Annotated in this window: 15 protein-coding genes; 10 read left to right on the forward strand and 5 right to left on the reverse strand. The window is 73.8% G+C overall.

The window, feature by feature from the left end; genetic code table 11:
- Positions 1–70 precede the first annotated feature (70 nt).
- Complete coding sequence (locus ABZS80_RS29460) at positions 71–997, forward strand: sporulation protein (protein WP_355060919.1); 927 nt, start codon at positions 71–73, stop codon at positions 995–997.
- 16 nt (positions 998–1,013) lie between these two features.
- Here the strand turns inward: ABZS80_RS29460 and leuE are convergent, their stop codons facing one another.
- Positions 1,014–1,682, reverse strand: a complete 669-nt coding sequence (gene leuE, locus ABZS80_RS29465; protein WP_355060921.1) for a leucine efflux protein LeuE — start codon at positions 1,680–1,682, stop codon at positions 1,014–1,016.
- Positions 1,679–2,926: a bifunctional pyridoxamine 5'-phosphate oxidase family protein/GNAT family N-acetyltransferase gene (locus tag ABZS80_RS29470; RefSeq protein WP_355060923.1), complete on the reverse strand. Its 1,248-nt coding sequence runs from the start codon at positions 2,924–2,926 to the stop codon at positions 1,679–1,681. The genes leuE and ABZS80_RS29470 overlap by 4 nt, the downstream gene beginning before the upstream one ends.
- Before the next feature lie 38 nt (positions 2,927–2,964).
- Between ABZS80_RS29470 and ABZS80_RS29475 the strand changes: the two genes are divergently transcribed.
- On the forward strand, positions 2,965–4,302 hold the full coding sequence (locus ABZS80_RS29475) for an aminotransferase class I/II-fold pyridoxal phosphate-dependent enzyme (RefSeq protein ID WP_355060924.1): 1,338 nt from the start codon (positions 2,965–2,967) through the stop codon (positions 4,300–4,302).
- Positions 4,303–4,522: 220 nt separating this feature from the next.
- On the forward strand, positions 4,523–5,221 hold the full coding sequence (locus ABZS80_RS29480; protein ID WP_355060926.1) for a UdgX family uracil-DNA binding protein: 699 nt from the start codon (positions 4,523–4,525) through the stop codon (positions 5,219–5,221).
- On the opposite strand, the gene ABZS80_RS29485 is transcribed toward ABZS80_RS29480, so the two are convergent.
- Positions 5,218–5,871: a 4a-hydroxytetrahydrobiopterin dehydratase gene (locus tag ABZS80_RS29485; protein WP_355060928.1), complete on the reverse strand. Its 654-nt coding sequence runs from the start codon at positions 5,869–5,871 to the stop codon at positions 5,218–5,220. The two genes, ABZS80_RS29480 and ABZS80_RS29485, sit on opposite strands and share 4 nt — an antisense overlap.
- 200 nt (positions 5,872–6,071) lie before the next feature.
- Between ABZS80_RS29485 and ABZS80_RS29490 the strand changes: the two genes are divergently transcribed.
- From ABZS80_RS29490 to rny, 7 genes are all read left to right on the forward strand, one after another.
- Positions 6,072–7,214, forward strand: coding sequence for an acyl-CoA dehydrogenase family protein (locus tag ABZS80_RS29490; RefSeq protein ID WP_151462709.1), 1,143 nt, complete (start codon positions 6,072–6,074; stop codon positions 7,212–7,214).
- A 71-nt stretch (positions 7,215–7,285) separates the two neighbouring features.
- Positions 7,286–8,629, forward strand: coding sequence for an MFS transporter (locus tag ABZS80_RS29495; protein ID WP_355060930.1), 1,344 nt, complete (start codon positions 7,286–7,288; stop codon positions 8,627–8,629).
- Between the two features lie 3 nt (positions 8,630–8,632).
- On the forward strand, positions 8,633–8,833 hold the full coding sequence (locus tag ABZS80_RS29500; protein ID WP_355060932.1) for a DUF3046 domain-containing protein: 201 nt from the start codon (positions 8,633–8,635) through the stop codon (positions 8,831–8,833).
- 184 nt (positions 8,834–9,017) lie between these two features.
- Entirely contained in the window at positions 9,018–10,064 is a 1,047-nt protein-coding gene (gene recA, locus ABZS80_RS29505; RefSeq protein WP_107078208.1) for a recombinase RecA, read from the forward strand.
- Between the two features lie 15 nt (positions 10,065–10,079).
- A complete protein-coding gene (locus ABZS80_RS29510) occupies positions 10,080–10,778 on the forward strand; it encodes a regulatory protein RecX (RefSeq protein WP_355060934.1) in 699 nt (232 codons plus the stop codon).
- A gap of 97 nt (positions 10,779–10,875) precedes the next feature.
- Positions 10,876–11,580, forward strand: a complete 705-nt coding sequence (locus tag ABZS80_RS29515) for a 3-keto-5-aminohexanoate cleavage protein (protein WP_355060935.1) — start codon at positions 10,876–10,878, stop codon at positions 11,578–11,580.
- 882 nt (positions 11,581–12,462) lie between these two features.
- Entirely contained in the window at positions 12,463–14,229 is a 1,767-nt protein-coding gene (gene rny / locus ABZS80_RS29520; RefSeq protein WP_355060937.1) for a ribonuclease Y, read from the forward strand.
- A 62-nt stretch (positions 14,230–14,291) separates the two neighbouring features.
- Here rny and ABZS80_RS29525 read toward each other — a convergent pair whose 3' ends face one another.
- A complete protein-coding gene (locus tag ABZS80_RS29525; RefSeq protein WP_355060939.1) occupies positions 14,292–15,260 on the reverse strand; it encodes an amino acid ABC transporter permease in 969 nt (322 codons plus the stop codon).
- Entirely contained in the window at positions 15,257–15,964 is a 708-nt protein-coding gene (locus ABZS80_RS29530) for an amino acid ABC transporter permease (RefSeq protein ID WP_355060941.1), read from the reverse strand. The genes ABZS80_RS29525 and ABZS80_RS29530 overlap by 4 nt, the downstream gene beginning before the upstream one ends.
- Positions 15,965–15,970: the final 6 nt, after the last annotated feature.

A 15,970-nucleotide genomic window follows, 5' to 3' on the forward strand; every position in this document is an offset into this window, starting at 1 on the left:
GCGACAACAGGCGCACCCGGATCGGCGCGGCCGGGCGCATGGGGGAGCGGGCAGGGGGAATGCTCGCGGCATGCGGCTGACCGGGGTGTCGTCGGAGTCCGTGTGGACCGGGCTGTCGGTGAGCACCACGCTGCCCAACCCGAGCACCCGCCCCGGCCTGCGCCTCCCCGGCCGGGTCACGCTGGCCGCCGGCGGCGGCGACGTCGCCGTCCGGCACATCCGGCTCGGGCTGGTCGCGCAGGTCGAGCCGGAGGACCCCGAGTCGCCGCACCGGTTGCTGCAGTACCACCAGGTGCCGATCGCCGGCCGGTTCGTGGTGCCGGCCGGGCGGCGGCGGGCCGTCGACTTCGCGATGCCGCTGCCGTGGGAGACCCCGGTGACCATGTTCGGCGGGGTGCCGCTGATGAGCCTGCGCACCGGGTTGCGTACGGAGGTGTCCGTCGACCCGGACCTGGACCAGGGGGCCATGGTGCCGGTCCTCGTCCATCCGCTGCCGACCCAGCAGCACATCCTCGTCGCGCTGGACACCCTCGGCTTCGCCATGCGGCAGGCCGGGCTCCAGCACGGGCGGCTGCCCGGGGTGGACCAGGCGCTCCCGCTCCACCAGCGGCTGGGGTTCTGGGTGGCCCCGCTCTACGCCGGCCCGATCACCGAACTGGAGGTGATCTTCGTGACGAATGCGGCGGGGCTGGAGGTGCTGCTCTGGATGGACCGCCGGCTCTCCCTGGCCGGGGTGACCCACCAGAGCATCAGCCGGTTCCGGGTCTGGCACGCGGGGGCCGACCGGCGGGACTGGGTGGCCATCGTGGACGGCTGGCTGCGGCACGCCATCGACCGGCACGCCTCGGCCGCCTCGAACGCCGACTGGTCCGCCAGGATCCGCGAGTCGGCGCACGTGAGCCGCCCGCCCGACGAGCCGGTCGCCCCCGGCTACGGCCTGGGCGGCACCGCGGGCGGCGCGGGCGTGGGCGGCGGCGGGGGCGGCGACGGCACCTGACGCCGGCGCGCCGTCCTCAGACCGAGGCGGTGGCGAGCTTGAGGCTGAAGCCGAGGAAGAGCACGGCGATGGCCGTGGTGCCGGTCGCGGCGAGCCGCCGCCGGCGGTGGAACTGGGCGGCCAGGAACGTGCCGGTGAGGATCAGCGCGGTCAGGTAGAGCGCGCTGGTCACCTGCGCGATCAGCCCGAGCAGCAGGAACGACAGCGCCGGCCAGGCGTAGCCGGGGTCGACGAACTGGATGAAGAACGAGATGAAGAAGAGGATCGCCTTCGGGTTGAGCAGGCTGATCACCAGCGCCCGCCGGAACGGGTCGCGCACCGCCGCGGGTTCCGCCGCGTCGATGAGCCGCGGCGTGGCGGGGTCGTTGCGGTCGCGCCAGCGCCGCCAGGCGCCGCGCAGCATGGTCAACCCCAGCCACCCGAGGTACGCGGCGCCCGCGTACTTGATCACCAGGAAGAGCGCCGGGTACGCCTTGAGCAGCGACGCCACCCCGGCGGCGGAGAGGATCATCAGCACCGAGTCGCCGACGAACACGCCCCCGGCGGCCCGGTAGCCGGCCGCCACCCCGCGGCGCGCCGCCGTGGACAGCACGAAGAGCGAGTTCGGCCCGGGCAGCAGCACGATGGCCACGGTGCCCAGCACGTACGTCCCGATGTCGGTGATCCCCAGCACGCCGGTCATCATGACGCCACGGGTGCCGCCGAGCGAAGTCGTTCCCGCAGCGTGGCCTGTGCGTTTGGCCACTCCGAGGCGAGCATCGAGTAGAGCGCCGACTCCCGCCAGGTGCCGTCGGCGCGCCGCCGGTTGGCCCGCAGCGTCCCCTCCCGGACGGCGCCGAGCCGTTCGATGGCCCGCTGCGAGCGCTCGTTGAGCGAGCTGGTCTGCCAGGTGACCCGGACGGCGTCGAGTTCCTCGAAGGCCCGGGTGAGCAGCAGCAGCTTGGCCTCGGTGTTGATCCCGGTCCGCCACCAGGGCCGGCCGAGCTGGGTGCCGCCGATCTCGACGGTCCGCAGCTCCGCGTCGGGCTGGTAGTAGGAGGTGGTGCCCACCACGGCCCCGGTCACCGCGCAGCGCTGCACCCAGGGCATCCGCACGCCGCGCCGGTGGGCGTCGAGCGCGGACCGGATCTGGCCGGCCATCTCCTCGGCGCCGCCCGGGCGCGGGCTGCCGACGTGGCGCCAGACCTCCTCGTCGTCGAGGGCGGCGTACAGCTCCTCGGCGTGCGACTCGTCGAGGGGCTCCAGCACGACGTGCTCGCCGCGCAGCACCACCGGCTCCAGCCAGGGCGACGCGGCCGGCCGCAGGTACGCCGGCACGGGCGCGGTGACCCCGGCGGCCGACTCCGGCACGCCCGCGGTGAGCCGCAGCGGCACCACCCCCGCCCAGTGCGGCAGGTGCAGGTCGGCGGGATCGTCGCCGGCCCCGGCAGCCCGGGCGCGGACCGACACCTCGCGCAGCGGCAGCGCCAGCACGGCGGTCTCGGCCAGCTCGCGCCGGCTCGGCGGGCGGCTGTCCGTGCTGCGCCCGGCGGCCACCTTCTCCACCAGCGCGGTGAGCACGTCCAGCTTCTCCCGCTCGTCGGTCACCAGGCGGGCGGTGCCGTGTGCCACCACCGACCGGTAGTTGGCGCTGTGGTTGAACTGGGACCGGGCGAAGACCAGCCCGTCGAGCAGCGTGACCGCGACACAGACGGGCAGGCCGGCGTCGTCGCGGGCAGTGAGCAGCGGCCGGCTCCCGGTGGAGCCGTGCAGGTACAGGGTGTCGCCGATTCGCACGTGCAGGGTGGGCAGGACGCGCGGCTCGCCGTCCACGGTGAACCCGAGCGCGCAGTGGTACGCCTCGTCCAGCACGGCGTGCGCGGCGGCTTCGTCATAGCTCATCCGGGCCCGCATGCGGGTGGCGGTGGTCCGCTCGGTCGGGGGGTACATGCGACATCCCACCTTTGTTCTAGTACAATCTCTGAACTGTGGCAGCACGTTATCAGATCAGTGGTTCCTCCTCGGCGGCGATTTCGGCGAGCGTGGAAACCGGCATCCGCGCCGGGGACCTCGCACCGGGCGACGCCCTGCCCGCCGTCCGGGTCCTCGCCACCGCGCTGGCCGTGAGCCCGGCGACCGTCGCGAAGGCGTACCAGGAACTGCGCCAGCGGGGCCTCGTCGTCACCGCCGGCCGGCACGGCACCCGGGTCCGCCCCCGCCCGCCGGTGGCCAGCCGCCGCTCCGCGCTCATGCCGCCGCCGCTGCCCGGCACGCGCAACCTCTCGGCCGGCAACCCCGACAGCCGGCTGCTGCCGCCGCTCGGCCCGCACCTGGCCGCGCTTGCCGCCGAGTTCCGGAGCCCTGCCGGCTACGCGGAGAGGGCAGTTCTCCCCGAGCTGGCCGCCGCGGCCCGCGACCGGCTCGCCGCCGACGGGGTGCCGGCCGACGAGATCACCGTGACCGGCGGCGCGCTCGACGGCATCGAACGCCTGCTCGCCGCCCACCTGCGCCCCGGCGACGCGGTCGCCGTCGAGGATCCCGGCTGGGCCAACCTGCTCGACCTGCTCGCCGCCCTCGGGCTGCGCCCCATCGGGGTGCCGGTGGACGACGAGGGCCCGACCGCGCCGGGGGTCGGCGTCGCGCTGGCCGCCGGCGCCCGCGCGCTGATCGTCACGAGCCGGGCCCAGAACCCCACCGGCGCCGCCGTCTCCGCCGACCGGGCCGCCGAGCTGCGTACGCTCCTCGCCGGCCGCCCCGACCTGCTGCTGATCGAGGACGACCACGCCGCCGAGCTGGCCCGCGTACCCCTGCACGCGCTCGCCGGGGCGACCCCGGCCTGGGCCTTCGTCCGGTCGGTGAGCAAGCCCTATGGCCCCGACCTGCGGCTCGCGGTGCTCGCCGGCGACGAGGCCACCGTGGCCCGGGTGGCCGGCCGGGCCCGGGTCGGCGCCGGCTGGGTCTCCACCGTGCTGCAACGCCTGGTCCTGGCGCTCTGGCGCGACCCGGCCACCGCCGACCTGGTGGGCCGCGCGGCGGAGAGCTACGACCGGCGGCGCGACGGCCTGGTCGACGCCCTCGCGGCGCGCGGGCTGGCCGCCCACGGGCGGACCGGCATCAACGTCTGGGTGCCGGTGCCCGACGAGACGGTCGCGGTCACCGCCCTGCGGGACGCCGGCTGGTCGGTGGCCCCCGGCGCGCTGAACCGGATCGCCGCCGCGCCCGGCGTGCGGATCACCGTCAGCCGGCTCGACGAGGCCGACCTCGGTCCGCTCGCCGACGCGGTGGCCCGCGCGGTCCGGCCGGCGCCCGCCGGCTTCACCACCTGAGCCGCGGCATGGGCCGGCGGCCCGCGGGTAACCGCGGCCGGGAGGTGCGTGTCATGGCTTCGAACGGATCCCGGACCGGTCTCTGGATCGGCGTGGCGGCGGTCGTGATCATTCTGGTGATCATCGCGATCGCGCTGGCCTCGCGCGGCGGTGGCGGCGGCTCCGGATACTGACGCGGGCGCATCCGGCGTCGGTGCCGAAACCGGTATATAAAGCTGGCATGGCCGAGACCGAGAACGCTCCCGGAGCGCAGGAGTTCATCCCGCCGCAGGCGGACACCATCGACGAGCTGCGCGCCGCCGCGACCGGCTGCCGGGGCTGCGAGCTCTACCGGGACGCCTCGCAGACGGTGTTCGGCCGCGGCGACGAGAGCGCCCGGGTGGTCCTCGTCGGGGAGCAGCCCGGCGACATGGAGGACCAGAAGGGGCTGCCGTTCGTCGGCCCGGCCGGCCGACTGCTGCGCAAGGCCGTCGACGACGCCGGCATCGACCCCGGCCACATCTACCTCACCAACGCCGTCAAGCACTTCCGCTTCGAACTGCGCGGCAAGCGGCGGATCCACCAGACGCCCGACCGGGTGCACATCACCGCCTGCCGCCCCTGGCTGGTCGCCGAGTTCGCGCGGCTGCACCCGGAGATCGTGGTGGTGCTCGGCGCCACCGCCGCCAAGGCCCTGCTCGGCCCGACCTTCCGCGTCACGAAGCAGCGCGGCGAGCTGCTGCCCTGGCCCGCCGCCGCCCAGCACCCGGAGGACTTCGCCCGGGTCCCGGTGGACAGCGCCGGCAGGGTCGCCGACGCCCCGGAGGCCCGGCTGCTGGCCACCATCCACCCCTCCGCGGTGCTGCGCGCCGACAACCAGGACGTCGCGTACGACGGGCTCGTCAAGGACCTGAAGGTGGCCGCCCGCGCGCTGCGCTAGTCGCGGCCCTGCCAGGTGCAGAGGCAGACGCGGTTGCCGTCGGCGTCGGCGAGCACCCAGAAGTGCGGCGCCGCCTCGTCGCTGACCAGCGTCCCGCCGGCGGCGAGCGCGGCCTCCATGCGCTGCTTCACCTCCGCCGGGTCCACCCACACGTCGGGGTGCCAGCGCTGGCGAGGCTCGTCGCGGCCGGACTCCTGGAACCACACGGTGGGCAGCGCGCCGGCCGGATCGCGCACCTCGTCACCGAACCCGGGCCCGGCCAGGTGCTCCCCGGCCAGCACCGCCCGCCAGAACGGCAGCACGGCGGCGAAGTCGGGGCTGTCCAGGGCGAGTTCGAGCCGGGACACGCCGGTGTGCGCCGGCGACAGGCCGGCCTCGGCCGCGAGCGCGGAGATGGCCCGGGCCAGCCGGACGTCGCGGTCGGTGACCCCGCGCGCGTCGTGCGACCAGAGCCGCACGTCGACGTGGGTGTAGCGCAGGTCCAGGTCGGGATGGTGGTTTCGCCGCTCGGCCTCGGCGCCGATGGCGTCCACCAGCGACAGTCCGGCGGCGAAGTTCGGCGTACGGATGCGGGTCTGCAGGGCGCCGAGCAGGAAGGTCCACCCGTCCAGGGCGGCGTCGGCGATCTGTGCTCCGGTCAGCGTGCTCATCCCGCCATGCTGGCGTACCCCGGGCTGCTGGACCAGTGCCACGGCGCCGGAATGGACCTGCACGGCGGACGGCGCGGGCCGTAGCGTCGGCGACATGACCGCCGCTCGCTCGGCTTCGTCCCGGTCACCGACGCCACCTGGTGGAGCTGAGCGCGGATCACCTCTGGGCAGCGGGAGCCGGCGGTGCCAGACTGGCCGCCATGGAGCAGCATCTCTACGAGCCCGTCCACCAGGAGTTCCGGGACCTGTGCCGGCAGTTCCTCGCCCGCGAGGCCGTGCCGCACCACGAGCGCTGGGAGGCCGACGGGATCGTCGACCGGGAGGTGTGGCGCAGGGCGGGCGCGGCCGGGCTGCTCGGCATGGACGTGGACCCCGAGCACGGCGGCGGCGGGCAGCGCGACTTCCGGTTCAACGCGGTGCTCGACGAGGAGATCATCGAGGCCGGCTGCACCGGGCTGGGCTTCGGGCTGCACAACGACGTGGTGGGCCCGTACCTGACCGAGCTGACCACCGACGACCAGCGCAAGCGCTGGCTCCCGGGCTTCTGCTCCGGCGACCTGGTCACCGCCATCGCGATGAGCGAGCCGGGCGCGGGCAGCGACCTGGCGGGCATCCGCACGAGCGCGGTCCGCGACGGCGACAGCTGGGTGCTCAACGGGCAGAAGACGTTCATCACCAACGGGGAGCTGGCCGACCTCGTGGTGGTGGTCGCCAAGACCGCCGCCGACCAGGGCGCGCACGGGGTGAGCCTGATCGTGGTGGAGACCGGCACGCCCGGCTTCGCCCGGGGCCGGCGGCTGGCCAAGGTCGGCCTGAAGGCCAACGACACGGCCGAGCTGTTCTTCGACGACTGCCGGGTGCCGGCCGAGAACCTGATCGGCACCGAGAACCACGGCTTCTACCACCTGATGGCCAACCTGCCCCGGGAGCGGCTGAGCATCGCGGTCGCCGCGGTGGCCGCCGCGGAGAAGCTGCTCGCGCTCACCCTCGACTACGCCCGCTCCCGGGAGGCGTTCGGCCGGCCCATCGGGCGGTTCCAGCACAACCGGTTCCTCCTGGCCGAGCTGGACACCGAGGTCACCATCGCGCGGACGTTCGTCAACCACTGCGTGGCCGAGTACAACGCCGGCCGGCTGTCGGTGACCGACGCGGCGAAGGCCAAGTGGTGGACCACCGAGCTGCAGAACCGGGTCGCCGACCGCTGCGTCCAGTTGCACGGCGGCTACGGCTTCATGCTGGAGTACCCGGTGGCGAAGGCCTGGCTGGACAGCCGGGTGCAGACCATCTACGGCGGCACCACCGAGATCATGAAGGAGATCATCGGTCGGGGGCTCGGCCTGTAGCGAAACCGGGTGCCCCCGGCCGGGTCGGGTGCGGGAGGATGGGTCACCCCTTACTCCCAGGAGCATCCGCCATGGCCACCGACCTGACCACGCCGGTCCCGAGCCGGCTCGACGTCGCCCCGATCCAGCGACGCACCGTCCGGCTGCTCGTCCTCACCCAGATCATCGGCGGCATCGGCGTCACCATCGGCATCTCCGTCGGCGCGCTGCTCGCCGCCCGGGTCGCCGGCACCGCCCTGGCCGGGGTGGCGCAGAGCGCCGGGGTGGTCGGCGCCGCCCTGCTCGCCGTGCCGGTCACCCGGATCATGGCGGCGCGCGGGCGGCGGCCGGGGCTGGTCACCGCGTACCTGGTCGGGGCGGTCGGTGGCGTGCTCGTGGTGGTCGCGACCGTGGTCGACCTGGTGCCACTGCTCTTCGTCGGCATGCTGCTCTTCGGCGGCGGGACCGCGGCCAACCTCCAGGCCCGCTACACGGCCGTGGACCTGGCCGAGCCGGCGCGCCGGGGGCGCCAGCTCTCGCTGGTCGTCTGGGCCACCACCATCGGCGCGGTGGCCGCGCCGAACTTCGCCGCGCTCGCCGACGCCACCACCCGCGGCTGGGGCCTGCCGGCGCTGGCCGGCCCGTTCGCCTTCAGCGCCGTCGCGTTCGTGCTGGCCGCCGCCGTGCTGGCGGTGCTGCTCCGGCCGGACCCGCTGCTCACCGCGCGCCGGCTGGCGGCGGCCGAGACCCCGGCCGACCCGGTCGCGGCGCCGGGTGGGACCGCCCGGCGCCGCGCGGGCATGGTCGCGGCCTGGCGCACGGTACGCGGGCGGCCCGCCGCCCGCCTCGGCATCGCCGCCGTGGCCGTGGGTCACCTCGTGATGGTCGCCGTGATGTCGATGACCCCGGTACGCCTCGGCGAGTCGCACTCCGACGCGGACGTGCTGCGGGTGGTCGGCATCGTGCTCAGCCTGCACATCGCCGGCATGTACGCGCTGTCCCCGCTGGTCGGCTGGCTCACCGACCGGCTGGGCCGGCGCCCGGTGATCCTGGGCGGGGTGGCCCTGCTGCTGGCCGCCTGCGCGGTCGCCGGCACCGCCGGGCACCACACCCCGCTGCTCTCGGTGGGCCTGGCCCTGCTCGGGCTGGGCTGGTCGGGCACCATGGTGGCCGGCTCGACCCTGCTGTCGGAGTCGGTGCCCACCGCTGACCGGCCCGGCGTGCAGGGCCTGTCCGACCTGGTCATGGGGCTGGCCGGGGCGGGCGCGGCGGCGGCGAGCGGGTTTGTCATGCGGGGCGTGGGTTATCCGACCCTGACCCTGCTGGCGGCGATCGCGGTGGTGCCGCTGGTGGCGCTAGCGTTGCGTCCGGCGCCCGTCGGGGCGGCGGACGAACTCGGGCGTCCTTCGGACGAGGTGCCCGACAAGGAGGAGTGACACGTGCGGCTGACCGACTTCTGGGCGCGGCTGGCGGAGGCGTTCGGGCCGGGCTACGCGACCAGCATCGCCAGCGACCAGGTGCTGTCCCAGCTCGGCGGGCGGACCATCGAGCAGGCCCTGGCGGCGGGGGTGGAGACGCACGTGGTGTGGCGCGCGGTCGTCGCCGCGTATCCCGACCGGGTGCCCGCCCGACTACGCTGAGCAGCCTTTTCGCCGGTTCCGCGTGTCGCTTGTCGAGTCGTACACCTGTTCGGCTATTGTCCACAGCGGGGTGCTCGTCCACAGCTCGCGGCCCGTCGGCTGGTTTTCTGTCGGACCCAGCGCCTAGCGTGTCCGCGTGACGCGAAGCTCAGCAAAGACGCCGGCGAAGGCAGGGGTGGCAACGATGGCGGCAGGGCCCGACCGGGAGAAGGCACTCGACCTTGCTCTCGCTCAGATCGACAAGCAGTTCGGCAAGGGTTCGGTGATGCGGCTGGGGGAGCGGCCCGTCGTCCAGACGGCGGTCATCCCGACCGGCTCCATCGCGCTCGACGTGGCGCTCGGCGTGGGCGGCCTGCCGCGCGGCCGGGTCGTCGAGATCTACGGTCCCGAGTCCAGCGGCAAGACCACGGTGGCCCTGCACGCGGTGGCCAACGCGCAGCGGGCCGGCGGCATCGCCGCCTTCATCGACGCCGAGCACGCGCTCGACCCGGACTACGCGAAGGCCCTCGGCGTCGACACCGACGCCCTGCTGGTCTCCCAGCCGGACACCGGCGAGCAGGCGCTGGAGATCGTCGACATGCTGGTCCGCTCCGGCGCGATCGACATCATCGTGATCGACTCGGTCGCGGCCCTGGTGCCGCGCGCCGAGATCGAGGGCGAGATGGGCGACAGCCACGTGGGTCTGCAGGCCCGGCTGATGAGCCAGGCGCTCCGGAAGATCACCGGTGTGCTCAACAACACCGGCACCACGGCGATCTTCATCAACCAGCTCCGCGAGAAGATCGGCGTGATGTTCGGCAGCCCGGAGACCACGACCGGTGGTCGGGCGCTGAAGTTCTACGCCTCGGTCCGGCTCGACGTGCGCCGCATCGAGAGCCTCAAGGACGGCACCGACGTGGTCGGCAACCGCACCCGCGTCAAGGTCGTGAAGAACAAGGTCGCCGCGCCGTTCAAGCAGGCCGAGTTCGACATCATGTACGGCAAGGGCATCTCCCGCGAGGGCTCGCTGATCGACGTCGGCGTGGAGCAGGCGATCATCCGCAAGTCCGGCGCCTGGTACACGTACGACGGTGACCAGCTCGGCCAGGGCAAGGAGAAGGCCCGCGAGTTCCTCCGGGAGAACCCGGACGTGGCGGCCGAGATCGAGAAGAAGATCCTGGAGAAGCTCGGCGTCGGCACCGGCGCGGGCGACGCCGCCGGCGGCCCGGAGCTGCCGCCGGTCGACTTCTGATCGCCCGGCTGACCCGTGGCAGGACGACGCGCCCGTACGGGGCGGGGCTGGGATGCCAGCCCGCCCCGCACGGGTGACGCCACCACTCCACCGCGGCCGCGCCGTGGCCGCCGGGGCCGGGCCGAGGAGCCCGATGCCGAGGCGACCCCCGCGCCGCCCCGCGACGATGCCGAGGTGGCCCGGGAGATCTGCCTGCGGCAGCTCGCGGTCCGGCCGCGCACCCGTGCCGAGCTGGCCGGTGCCCTGGCGAAGCGGGGCATCTCCGAGGAGGTCGCCGACCAGGTCCTCGACCGCTACGACGAGGTCGGCCTCGTCGACGACGCCGCCTTCGCCCGTGCCTGGGTGAGCAGTCGGCACAACGGTCGGGGGCTGGCCCGCCGGGCGCTCGCCAACGAGCTGCGCCAGCGCGGCGTCGACGGTGAGGTGGCCAGCGAGGCCCTCGACGAGCTGGACGAGGAGACCGAGGCGGAGACCGCCCGCACCCTGGTGGAGCGGAAGCTGCGCGCGACCCGGGGCGAGCCTGACGCTGTGTTCCGGCGCCTGGTCGGCATGCTGGCCCGCAAGGGCTACCCGGCCGGCGTGGCCATCCGGGCGGTCAAGGACGCGCTGGCCGCGCAGAGCGCCGAGGCGGCCGAGTTCGCCGAGCAGCTCGACGCCGACGCCCTCGCCGACGCCGAGCACGAGCCGGACCCCGCCTCCCGCCCGCTCGACTGACGCCGACCACTCTGGTGGTGATCATGAAGTTGTTGCCCGCCGCGTCGGCGTGTCGGCGCAACAACTTCATGATCGACTCCTGGAGAGGTGTGCGGCCGTGTTGAAGGCGTGTCTGAACGGGGGGCGGGGGAGGCAGGAGCACCCCGCCGTGCCGGTTACGCCCGACGAGTTGGCTGCCGAGGCGGTCCGGTGCGCGGCGGCTGGGGTGACGGCCGTGCACGTGCACCCGCGCGACGCCGGCGGTGCCGAGTCGCTCGACCCGGCCGTGATCGCCGCGGCGGTCACCGCGATCCGCGCCGCCCGGCCCGGCCTGCCCGTCGGGGTGAGCACCGGCGCCTGGATCGCCCCCGAGCCCGCCGACCGGGTCGCCGCCGTACGCGCCTGGACGGTGCTGCCCGACTTCGCCTCCGTCAACGCCCACGAACCCGGCGCGGCGGCCGTCGCGGCCGCCCTGCACGAGCGGGGTGTCATGGTCGAGGCCGGCCTCTGGACGGTGGCCGCGGTCGACGCCTGGCGTCGCTGGCCGGCGCCGACCGGGCGGGTCCTCGTCGAGTGCCTGGCCGAAGAGGTCGACGTGGCACTCGCCGACGCCGCGGCCATCCTCGCGGCGCTGCCCGCCGAGCGCCCGCCCGTGCTGCTGCACGGCGAGGGTCCGGCGACCTGGCCGGTGTGCGCCGAGGCCGTACGCCGCGGCCTGCATACCCGGATCGGCCTGGAGGACACGCTGGTCCTGCCGGACGGCAGCGCCGCACCGGACAACCCGGCGCTGGTGACGGCGGCCCGCGCCCTCGGCGCCCACTGAGCAGCGACGCCCGCGCCACTGGCCACCGTTCCCCGCGCAACTCCGGCCCCGTGTCGCGCCGAGTCCTTGGCGAGTTGCTGTTCGTCTCGAACGGAAACTCGCCAAGATCTGGCAGGGCTGTGGCGCCGAGCGCCCGGTGAGTCGTTCATGTCATCAGCTCGACAGGCGGCGGGAGAGGTGCGGGCGAGTGCCCTGCCACCGCCACGCCGGCGAGCGAGCGAGCGGGCCGCCTGGTGACATGCGAGTCACCCTTGCGAAAAGTTGCCGGCCCGGAGAGGCCGGCGCCGGGTCGTCCCGAGCGGGGGCCGGGGACGGTCAGGTGGTGGCTCTGAGCAGGTCGGGAAGCTGACCGAGGGACCCGAGCGGGCGAAATTTGTCCGGCCGTGTCCGGCATCTGGACAGCGCTGCGTGACGTTCCCACTTCTCTCCGTCCGGGTGGTTTGATCATGAGTCCTTGACCGAACGGCCCCTGGAGACCTAGCCTCGCCATACAGGCTCACTTTGCCCGACCAGCGCAGGCTAAGCGCACAACATAGATCGCGTAACAGAACAGCATCACTTTTGGCCAGCTTCACCGGCCCTTGACGGCAAGCTTCGGACGGCCGGTCCGGAGCCGACCGACAACTGCAACCGGCCGCCGGCGATGCCCCGAGGTGGGCACCGCCGACGGAAAGCTACCCACAGCCAGCCGCTCCGGTCGGGCGTCCAGAGCCGCAGGTGCGTGCCGTTCGCACGCCGCCTGCGGTGCCGACGTTCAGGGGAGGCGGCCATGGCGGGGCGGCACAGGTTCACCGGCGGTCTTCCACACGGGCCCGGCCGCTCCTCGCCGGGCGGCTGCACGAGCCGCGCCGGAGTGGGCGCGCACCGGCGCGGAGCGGCCGCATGAGCGCCTTCGACGTCGTCATCCTCGCCGTGGTGCTGCTGCTCGTGGTGGTGGTGGTCGGCGCCGTCCTGTTCGGCGTGCGGGCCATGCGCCGGCTCAGCCTCGCGCCCGCCCCCGAGGATCCGGCCTTCATCGCCGAGAAGGACCGCCAGGAGCAGTCCCTGGCGGCCCTGCGCAACGCCGCCGACGAGGCCAACAGCACCATCGACGTGGCCAAGTCGGCCGCCGCCGCGGCCCGCGCCGAGGCGGCCGCCGCCAAGGCCGAGGCGAAGGCGGCCCGCGCCGAAGCCCGGCGGGTGCTCGACGACGCCCGGGCCGAGGCCGACACGGTGCTGGAGCGGGCGCACAAGCAGGCCGAGGCGGACGCCGACCAGCTCCGCGCCGCCGCCCGGCGCAGCGGCGAGCGGGAGGTGGCGGTGCTCGCCGCGACCACCCGGGAACAGGCTGCCGAGGTCGAGCGGCGGGCCGCCCGGATGGACGAGCGGGAACGGCTGCACACCGAGGAGGTGGAGCGCCTCGCCGAGCGGGAACGGCAGCTCACCGCCGCCAGCGCCGCGCTCGCCGCCCGGGAGGCGGCCCTCGTGGAACGGGAGCAGGCGCTCACCGAGGCCGAGGAGCAGCGCCGCCGCGAGCTGGAGCGGGTGGCCGGCCTGACCGCCGACGCGGCCCGGACCGAGCTGGTCGAGTCGATCGAGGGGCAGGCCAAGCGGGAGGCCGCGCTGCTGGTCCGGGAGATCGAGGCCGACGCCCGCGGCACCGCCGAGCAGCGGGCCCGGCACATCGTGGTCGACGCCATCCAGCGGGTGGCCAGCGAGCAGACCGCGGAGAGCGTGGTCAGCGTCCTGCACCTGCCGGGGGACGAGATGAAGGGGCGGATCATCGGCCGGGAGGGGCGCAACATCCGCGCCTTCGAGTCGGTCACCGGGGTCAACCTGATCATCGACGACACCCCCGAGGCGGTCCTGCTCTCCTGCTTCGACCCGGTGCGCCGCGAGGTCGGCCGGCTCACGCTGGAGAAGCTGGTGCTCGACGGCCGGATCCACCCGCACCGGATCGAGGAGGTCTACGACCTGGCCCGGCACGAGGTGGAGGAGCTCTGCCACCGGGCCGCCGAGGACGCGCTGGTCGAGGTGGGCATCACCGAGATCCACCCGGAGCTGGTCACCCTGCTCGGCCGGCTGCGCTACCGGACGTCGTACGGGCAGAACGTGCTCAAGCACCTGGTGGAGACCGCGCACATCGCCGGGACCATGGCCGCCGAGCTGCGGCTGGACGTGCCGACCATCAAGCGCTGCGCGTTCCTGCACGACATCGGCAAGGCGCTCACCCACGAGGTGGAGGGCAGCCACGCCATCATCGGCGCCGACCTGGCCCGCAAGTACGGGGAGAGCGAGGACGTGGTGCACGCCATCGAGGCGCACCACAACGAGGTGCCCCCGCAGACCATCGAGGCGGTGCTCACCCAGGCGTCGGACGCCTGCTCGGGCGGCCGGCCGGGGGCGCGGCGGGAGAGCCTGGAGGCGTACGTCAAGCGGCTGGAGCGGATCGAGGAGATCGCGGCCGGCAAGCTCGGCGTGGAGAAGGTCTTCGCCATGCAGGCCGGCCGGGAGATCCGGGTGATGGTCAAGCCGGAGGACGTCGACGACATCGGCGCGGCGGTGCTGGCCCGGGACGTGGCCAAGCAGATCGAGGAGGAGCTGACCTACCCCGGTCAGATCCGGGTGACCGTGGTCCGCGAGTCCCGGGTCACCGAGATCGCCCGCTGACGACAGGGAGATGCGAAAGGCCGGCCCGGGATCCGGGCCGGCCTTTCCGCCGAGTCAGGTGATCAGATGCCGCCGCCGCCCTCGGCCTGCGACATCAGTGCCGCGGGCGGCGGGTTCTGCGCCGGGGTGCCGGCGGTCTTCCGGCCCCGGGAGAGCCGGCGCTGGACGTACTGGGCCAGCTTCGACAGCGAGTAGTTCACCGCGATGAACAGCGCCGCGATCACCACGTACACCTGGATCGGGTTGCCCAGCACGCCGATGATCTGCTTGCCGATGTTGAGCGTCTCCTCGTAGCTGATGATGAAGCCGAGCGAGGTGTCCTTGAGCACCACGACGAGCTGGCTGATCAGCGCCGGAAGCATGATCCGGAACGCCTGCGGCAGCAGGATCATCCGGGTGGTCTGGGCGGGCGAGAGCCCGATCGCGGCGGCGGCCTCGGCCTGGCCGCCCGGCAGACCCTCCATGCCGGAGCGGAGGATCTCGGCGATGACCACCGAGTTGTAGACGGTCAGACCGATGACCAGGTACCAGAGGTTGTCGAACGAGATGCCGAACTCGGGGAAGCCGCGCGCCACGAAGAAGATCGTGAGGACCACGGGCAGGCCCCGGAACACCTCGACGCAGACCCGGGTCACCGCCGACAGCAGCCAGCTCAGCCCGCGCAGCAGGTACGCCAGCGGGGCGGCCAACCCGGTGAAGCGTCGCCGGGCCAGGCTCTTGAGCTGGATCCGCAGCACGGCGATCAGGGTGCCGACCACGAGGGAGGCGACGATGGCCAGCGCGGCGGCGGTCAGCGTGTTCTTCAGGCCGACGCCGAGGCGGTCCCAGACCTGGGAGAAGTTCTCGTTCGAGGGGTCGACCAGCGGCCCCCACAGCTCCATCGAGAACTGGCCCTTGTCGGCCAGCGGTCGGTAGATCAGAAAGTACGCCCCGACGAGCACCACGACCGTGGCGATCAGGCTGACGACCAGCGTGATCCGCCGCTGCCGGGGACCGGGAACGTCGTAGAGGACGCTGTTCTGCTGGCTCACCGGGCCACCGCCTGTCGCTTCTCGATCCGGTCGAGGAGGGCGCCCAGCGGCACCGTCATGATCAGGTATCCGACGGAGATGCCGATGGCGACCGGGATGAAGGCGTAGCCGCCGGCCGAGGTGAGCTGGTCGGCGGTCTGGGACAGGTCACCGATGACGCCGAAGAAGCCGATCAGCGCGGAGTTCTTGATCATCGCGATGATGACCGAGCCGAGTGGCACGGCCGACGCCTTCCAGGACTGCGGCAGCACCACGTACCGCAGGTTTTGGCCGAAGGTGAGCCCCAGCGACCGGGCCGCCTCCGCCTGCCCGGGCGGGACCGCGTTCACCCCGGAGCGCAGCGCCTCGCAGACGAACGCCGCCGTGTAGAGCACCAGCGCGATGAGCGCGAAGCGGAAGTACGGCAGGTCGGCGCCGAGCCGGCCGAAGATCGCGTCCAGCCCGGGGATGCGCAGGAAGTCGGCGTTGGAGCCGAGCGCCGGCAGCCCGAAGGCGGCGAAGAACATGACCACGGTCAGCGGCATGTTCCGGAAGACGTTCACGTAACCGGTGCCGAGCGCCCGCAGCGGCGGCACCGGGGAGATCCGCAGCACCGCCACGACGGCGCCCAGGATCAGGGCGCCGATCGCGGCGAGTACGCAGATCTGGAGGGTGAGCCAGAATCCACCCGCGAAGACGTCGAACTTGTCGATGAGCACACTCACGGGTTG

The sequence above is a fragment of the Micromonospora sp. NPDC005305 genome (genome assembly GCF_040607315.1).
GTDB lineage: Bacteria > Actinomycetota > Actinomycetes > Mycobacteriales > Micromonosporaceae > Micromonospora.

Excerpts from the sequence above, each read along its gene's own strand:
- ABZS80_RS29490 (WP_151462709.1), top strand. The coding sequence starts at position 6,072 with ATGGAGCAGCATCTCTACGAGCCCGTCCACCAGGAGTTCCGGGACCTG.
- ABZS80_RS29495 (WP_355060930.1), top strand. The coding sequence starts at position 7,286 with ATGGCCACCGACCTGACCACGCCGGTCCCGAGCCGGCTCGACGTCGCC.
- recA (WP_107078208.1), top strand. The coding sequence starts at position 9,018 with ATGGCGGCAGGGCCCGACCGGGAGAAGGCACTCGACCTTGCTCTCGCT.
- ABZS80_RS29485 (WP_355060928.1), bottom strand. The coding sequence starts at position 5,871 with ATGAGCACGCTGACCGGAGCACAGATCGCCGACGCCGCCCTGGACGGG.
- ABZS80_RS29460 (WP_355060919.1), top strand. The coding sequence starts at position 71 with ATGCGGCTGACCGGGGTGTCGTCGGAGTCCGTGTGGACCGGGCTGTCG.
- leuE (WP_355060921.1), bottom strand. The coding sequence starts at position 1,682 with ATGATGACCGGCGTGCTGGGGATCACCGACATCGGGACGTACGTGCTG.
- ABZS80_RS29470 (WP_355060923.1), bottom strand. The coding sequence starts at position 2,926 with ATGTACCCCCCGACCGAGCGGACCACCGCCACCCGCATGCGGGCCCGG.
- ABZS80_RS29480 (WP_355060926.1), top strand. The coding sequence starts at position 4,523 with ATGGCCGAGACCGAGAACGCTCCCGGAGCGCAGGAGTTCATCCCGCCG.
- rny (WP_355060937.1), top strand. The coding sequence starts at position 12,463 with ATGAGCGCCTTCGACGTCGTCATCCTCGCCGTGGTGCTGCTGCTCGTG.